This window comes from Streptomyces sp. NPDC057654 (assembly GCF_042800135.1).
Classification (GTDB): Bacteria; Actinomycetota; Actinomycetes; order Streptomycetales; family Streptomycetaceae; genus Streptomyces.
In genome coordinates this window covers 1-5,919 of record NZ_JBHVHQ010000538.1, presented here as the reverse complement: position 1 = coordinate 5,919, position 5,919 = coordinate 1, and the positions used below count along the sequence as shown (strand labels likewise).

The window sequence follows — 5,919 nt, the reverse complement described above, 5'->3', positions numbered from 1 at the left end:
GATCGCGACGGCGCCGCCCGCCGTCGACATACCGGTCACATGGAGCGCGCCGCCGCCGACCACCCGGCGCGGCGCGGCGCCGTCGAGCCCGGCCGCGTACAGATGGGTGGAACCGCGGTCCCGCAGGCAGAACAGCACCTCGCGTCCGTCGGCGGTGAGCTGGGGGAGCGCCCCCGCGTAGCCGAGGCCGCCGGGCATCACATTGCGGTCCAGGCGGCCGGTGAGGTCGGCGGGCTCGCCGCCGCCGTCCACCGGCACCCGCAGCAGCCGGGAGTGCCCGACCTTCGCCACCGTCGACCCCACGACCAGCAGCGCCTCGCCGTCCGCCGTCCAGGTCACGGTCCCCGCCTGCCCGGTGTCCGAACCGGCCAGGACCGGCTCCGCGCGGTGCGGGGCGACCTCCACGACGTACGCGGCGCTGCTCATCGACAGGTCGGCGTCGGCCCCGCGGGCGGCCGTGAAGGCCAGCCGGGTGCTGTCGGGCGACCAGGCGGGCGCGGCGGCGTGCCAGTCCCCGTACGTGATCTGCCGGATCTCGCGGTCGGCGAGGCGGACCGTGTGCAGATGGGCGCGTATCGTGCGCAGCGGACCCGCGCCGTCCGCCTTGAAGTTCAGCCGCCGCGCGACGATGGGCCGCTTGGCGCGCAGCGCGCGGTCGGCGTCGCCCTCGCCGTCGGACGCGTCCAGGTCGGCGGGCGCGGTGAACGCGAGCGCGCCGCCGTCCGGGCTCCACACCGGGGCGCCCGCGCCGAGCGGCAGCTCCGTGACCCGCTCGGCCTCGCCGCCCGCCGCGGGCAGCAGCCACACCTGCGCGGGTCCGCCGTCCTGAGAGCGCAGGAAGGCGATCCGGGTCCCGTCCGGCGACCAGGCGGGCGCGGTGTCCGCCGGACCGCCGGTCAGCCGGCGGGGCTCGCCGCCCTCGGCCCCGACCCGCCACAGCGTCGTCGTGTCGCGGTCGGCGTCGCGGTCGGCGGCGCGCAGGACGTACACGATCTCGGCGCCGTCCGGCGAGAGGGCCGGCTGCTCGGGCACCGCGAGGCGGTACAGGTCGTCGATGCGCAGGCGGGGTGTCACGTGCGGTACCTCCTGGGGGTGGTGGGATCGAAGGGGCGATCAGGCTGCGGGACGGTCAGGAGGCGGAGCGGCCGAGGCGGTCGCGGAAGAGCCGGAGCACATTGCCGCCGAGCACGCGGGCGACGTCGTCGTCGGCCCAGCCGCGCCGCAGCAGCGCCTCGGTCACCAGCGGCAGCCCGGCGGGCCCTTCGAGACCCGGCACATACCGGTCGGTGCGCACGCCCTCCACGATCGGGTCCGCGCAGCACGGCGGGGTGGTGTCGGCCATCACCTCCCGCACGAAGTCCGGGCCGAGCCCGACATGGCCGACCCCGGCGACGTTCGCGAGATGCTCGATGTGGTCGACGAGCCGGTCGACGGTGAAGTCGCTCTCGTGCAGGAACGGCGCGAAGAAGTTCACGCACACCACGCCGCCGTTCGCGGCCGTCGCCTTCACCTGGTCGTCGGTGAGGTTGCGGTGGTGGTCGCGCAGCGCACGCGCCGAGGAGTGGGTGGCGATGACCGGCCGGGTCGCCAGCTCCAGCACATGGCCGACGCCCGCCGCGCCCAGGTGGCTGATGTCGAACATCATGCCGACGCGCTCCATCTCCGCGACCGCCGCGACGCCCGCGCGGGTCAGCCGGCTCCCGGCCGCGTCCTCGCCGCTGCCGTCGGCGAGCGCCGTGCGCCCGAAGTGCGCGAGGGACGCTATCCGCACCCCGAGCCGGTACAGGGTCTGAAGGAGCTCGACGTCCTCGCCGACGCCCGGCGCGCTCTCCAGGGCGAGTACGAGCGCGATCCGCCCGTCCGCCAGGGCCGCGTCCACGTCGGCGCCGTCGTAGCAGAGCCGGACCGCGTCGGCGTTCCCGGAGGCGAGCCGGTGCGCGGCCTCGATCATGCGCAGGGTCCGCCGCAGCGCCCCCTCGGGCCGGTACCCGTCGTCGATGAAGACGGGCAGCACCTGGACGTTCACGCCGCCGGCCACCAGTTGGGGCAGCCACTGCTCGCGGAAGAACGACGCCCATTGCTCCACGGGCCGCGTCGTCACCGCGCAGAGCAGGTCGTTGTGGGTGTCGGCGACGACGCTGCGCCGGTGCAGCTCGGCGGCGCGGTCGGCGGAGCGGCCAAGGGAGTGGCTGGGGGCTGTGGTCATGCTGGGGCTCCTTCGGGCGGGGCGGGATCTCCGGTCGGGGGCGCGGGGCTGTCGGCGCCCGGCGGGGCGGGTCGTTCGGCGTCCGACGGGGAGGACCTACCCGCTCCGGGACGTTTGTGATCTTCGGCGCCGGGCTGGTCGGGCTCTCCCGCGAAGTGGCAGGCGGCCCGGTGCGGGCGCCGCTCGGCGTCCCGCGAAGGGTCGGCGGTGCGGCACACGTCGCGGCCGGCCCGTACGAGCGGGCCCACCGCGCAGCGCGGGTGGTAGCGGCAGCCGGACGGCGGACGGTGCGGATCGCTCGGCTCGGCGGCCACGTCGCCCGGTCGCGCTGTGTCCTCGAAGTCCTCGAACAGCGGCGTGTGCCAGGACGGCGCGGCGCTCAACAGCTCACGGGTATAGGGGTGCTGAGGGTCGGAGAGGACCTGTTCGGTGGGCCCGGCCTCGACGATCCGCCCCAGGTACATGACGGCGACGATGTCGCTGAGGTACCGCACGACGGCGAGGTTGTGCGAGATGAACAGCATGGACAGCCCCAGCTGCCGCCGTACGTCCCGGACGAGGTTGAGCACCGCGCCCTGCACCGACACGTCGAGCGCGGAGGTGATCTCGTCCGCGATCACCACCTGCGGGCGGCCGGCCAGCGCGCGGGCCAGCGCGACGCGTTGGCGCTGACCGCCGGAGAGCCGGCCGGGGAGCAGGCCGGCCCGGTCCGGATCGAGGTTGACCAGTTCGAGGAGGCGCGCCACCTCGGCCTTCCGCTCCGCGGAACGTTTCCCCGCGAAGCGCGTACTGCCCCCGCGCGGCATGGCCTCGCTGATCGACGCCCCGATGCTCATGCGCGGATCGAGCGAGGAGTACGGGTCCTGGAACACCATCTGCAACGGACGCCGCCCCGCCGGCCGCCGTACGTCCGTGCCGTCGAGCAGCACCCGCCCCGCGCTGACCGGCGCGAGGCCGACGGCGCTGCGCGCGAGCGTCGACTTCCCGGAGCCCGACTCGCCGACCAGGCCGACCACCTGGCCCGACGGCACAGTCAGGCTGACGCCGTCCACGGCGGTGAGCCCGCCGCGCCGGGTCCCGTACCGCACGCTCACCTCCTCGAAGACCAGCTCGCTCATGCACTGCCTCCCGCGGCCTCGACGCCGTGTCCACCATGCGGCCTGTGCTCCGGCCGGGACCCGGCCGCGTCGCCCCGCCCGTCCTGCGGATGCCAGCAGGCCACGCGGTGCCGCCCCGCGTGCGGCCCGGTCGCGATCTCCACCGGCACCGGGTCCGCCGCCCGGCACCGCTCGTCGGCGAACGCGCAGCGCGCGGCGAACGCGCAGCCCGCCCCGGTCCGGCCCGGCTCCGGCGGCCTGCCCGGGATGACCGCCAGCGGCGCGTCCCGATCGGTGTCGAGCGCGGGGACGGCGGCGAGGAGCGCCCGTGTGTACGGGTGGCGCGCGGCGGTGCGCAGCCCGTCCGTGGGCAGGTCCTCCACGATCCGCCCGGCGTACATGACCAGCACCCGCCGGCAGCTCTGCGCGACGACGGTGATGTCATGGCTGATCAGCAACAGGGCCGCCCGCCGGCCCCGTTGCTCCTCGGCCCCGCTCGCCCGCACCCGGGCGAGCAGCCGCAGCACCTCCCGCTGCACGGTGACGTCCAGGGCGGTGGTCGGCTCGTCGGCGATGACCAGGCGCGGCTCGCCCATCAGCCCCATCGCGATCATCGCCCGCTGCCGCATCCCGCCGGAGAACTCGTGCGGATACTGGCGGGCCCGCCGCTCGGCCGCCGGGACCCGCACCCCGCGCAGCCGCTCCACGGCCCGCGCGAGCGCCTTGCCGCGTGAGAGCCCCTGGTGCTGCTCGGACACCTCGGCGAGCTGCCGGCCGATCCGCTGCGTCGGGTTGAAGGAGGTCATCGGGTCCTGGAAGACGAGGGCCAGCGACGTGCCGAGGAGTTCCCGCAGCCGCGCGTCGGACGCCCGCAGCAGCGGCGTCCCGAGGAAGTCCAGACGCGCGGCGGTCACGACGCCCGGCGCCTCGATCAACTGGGAGATCCCGAGCGCGGTCAGGCTCTTCCCCGACCCGGACTCCCCGACCACGCCGACGGATTCCCCGGCGCCGACGGTGAAGCTGACGCCGCGTACGGGCGTCACGGGCCCGGCGGGACCGGGGAAGGCGATACGCAGATCCTCCACGACGAGTACGGGCCGGGTGCCGTCGTCCTCGGTGCGGGCCGTGGGGGCCGCCGGGGCGGGCGCGGGCGTCTCCCTCAGTGGCGCGGGGGCCGTCGCACGCCCGCCGACCACGCCCGCCACGGTCTCCCCGAACAGATTGAAGGCGAGCCCGGCGACCACCACCGCGACGCCCGGCGCGAGCGCCGCCGTGGGGTTGACGTAGATCTGGTTGAGGCCCTCGCCGAGCAGCCGCCCCCAGTCGTACGCCGGGGCCTGCACCCCGATGCCGAGGAACGAGAGCCCGGCGAAGGCGAGCAGCGCCATCCCCGCGCTGATGGTGGCGTTGACGATCAGCGGCTCGCCGATGTTGGGCAGCACATGCCGTACGAGCAGCCGGACGCGGCCCACCCCGGCGACGCGCGCCGCCGCCACGAAGTCCCGCCCCGCGACCGCCGCGGACAGCGTCTGGACCAGCCGCGCGAACGCGGGCGCCATGGCGAACCCGATGGCGAGCACCGCGCCCTCGGCGCCGACCCCGAAGATCATGGCGAAGAAGAGGGCGAGCAGCAGCCCGGGGAAGGCCACGGCGATGTTCACGGCCGAGGTCACGAGCCGCCCCGCCCACCGGGGCAGCACCGCGGGCGCGGTCCCCAGGACCGTACCGGCCGCCACCCCGATCACCGTGGCCTCCACCGCGAGCTCGATGGACAGCCGCGTCGCGACGAGGACGCGGGCGAGGATGTCCCGCCCCAGGCCGTCCGTGCCGAGCACATGCGCGCCGGTCGGCCCCTGCTGGAGCGCGTCGGTGTCGATCGCGGCCGCCCGGCCGCCCCACAGCACGGGCGCGAGCGCGGTCAGCGCGATCAGCAGGGCGAGCAGGGTCGCGGAGCAGGCCCCCACGGGCGTGCGCACGATGGCCCGTACCTTCGCGAACCCGTCACTCCGGTCTCTTCCCACGGCTCAGGCCCCCCGGATCGTCGAACGCGGATCGAGCACCGCGAGCACCACGTCGACCAGCAGATTCACCGTCAGCACACCGATGCCGTAGACGAGGACGACGGCCTGCACCACGGGGTAGTCCTTCGACTGGATGGACTGCACGATCGTCGAGCCGAGCCCCGGCCACGCGAAGACGTTCTCGACGAGCACCGTCCCGGCGACCAGCCCTGTCAGCACCAGGCCGCCCATGGTGAGCGTCGCGGTGAGGGCGTTCGGCAGCGCGTGCCGGGCGTAGACCCGCACCGCGGTCAGCCGCTTGGCGCGCGCCGTACGGACGAAGTCGTGGCCGAGCACGGCCAGCATCTCGACGCGCACGATCCGCGCGAGGACGGCGGCGGGCTGGGCGGCCAGGGCCAGAACGGGCAGCACGTACGAACTCATATCGCCGCGACCGGCCACGGGGAACCACCCCAGATGCACCGAGAACACATAGACGAGCCCGACGGCCAGCAGGAACTCGGGGACCGCCGCCAGCAGCACGCTGGTCGAGGCGAACGCCAGCTCGGCGCCCCTGCGCCGGCCGCCGCGGGTCAGCACGGCCATCCCCACGCCC

General features: G+C 75.4%; 5 protein-coding genes. All 5 read right to left on the bottom strand.

Features of this window, described 5'->3' with window-relative positions; all coding sequences use genetic code 11:
- Positions 1-1,074, bottom strand: a 1,074-nt coding sequence (locus ACFU99_RS30020) for a TolB family protein (RefSeq protein WP_384397976.1), incomplete at its 3' end; no start/stop codon positions are given.
- 55 nt (positions 1,075-1,129) lie between these two features.
- A complete protein-coding gene (locus ACFU99_RS30015) occupies positions 1,130-2,206 on the bottom strand; it encodes a dipeptidase (protein WP_384397974.1) in 1,077 nt (358 codons plus the stop codon).
- Complete coding sequence (locus ACFU99_RS30010; RefSeq protein WP_384397972.1) at positions 2,203-3,324, bottom strand: oligopeptide/dipeptide ABC transporter ATP-binding protein; 1,122 nt, start codon at positions 3,322-3,324, stop codon at positions 2,203-2,205. The genes ACFU99_RS30015 and ACFU99_RS30010 overlap by 4 nt, the downstream gene beginning before the upstream one ends.
- A complete protein-coding gene (locus tag ACFU99_RS30005) occupies positions 3,321-5,279 on the bottom strand; it encodes a dipeptide/oligopeptide/nickel ABC transporter permease/ATP-binding protein (RefSeq protein WP_384397970.1) in 1,959 nt (652 codons plus the stop codon). The genes ACFU99_RS30010 and ACFU99_RS30005 overlap by 4 nt, the downstream gene beginning before the upstream one ends.
- Before the next feature lie 48 nt (positions 5,280-5,327).
- On the bottom strand, positions 5,328-5,919 hold a 592-nt coding region (locus tag ACFU99_RS30000; RefSeq protein WP_384397968.1), incomplete at its 5' end, for an ABC transporter permease.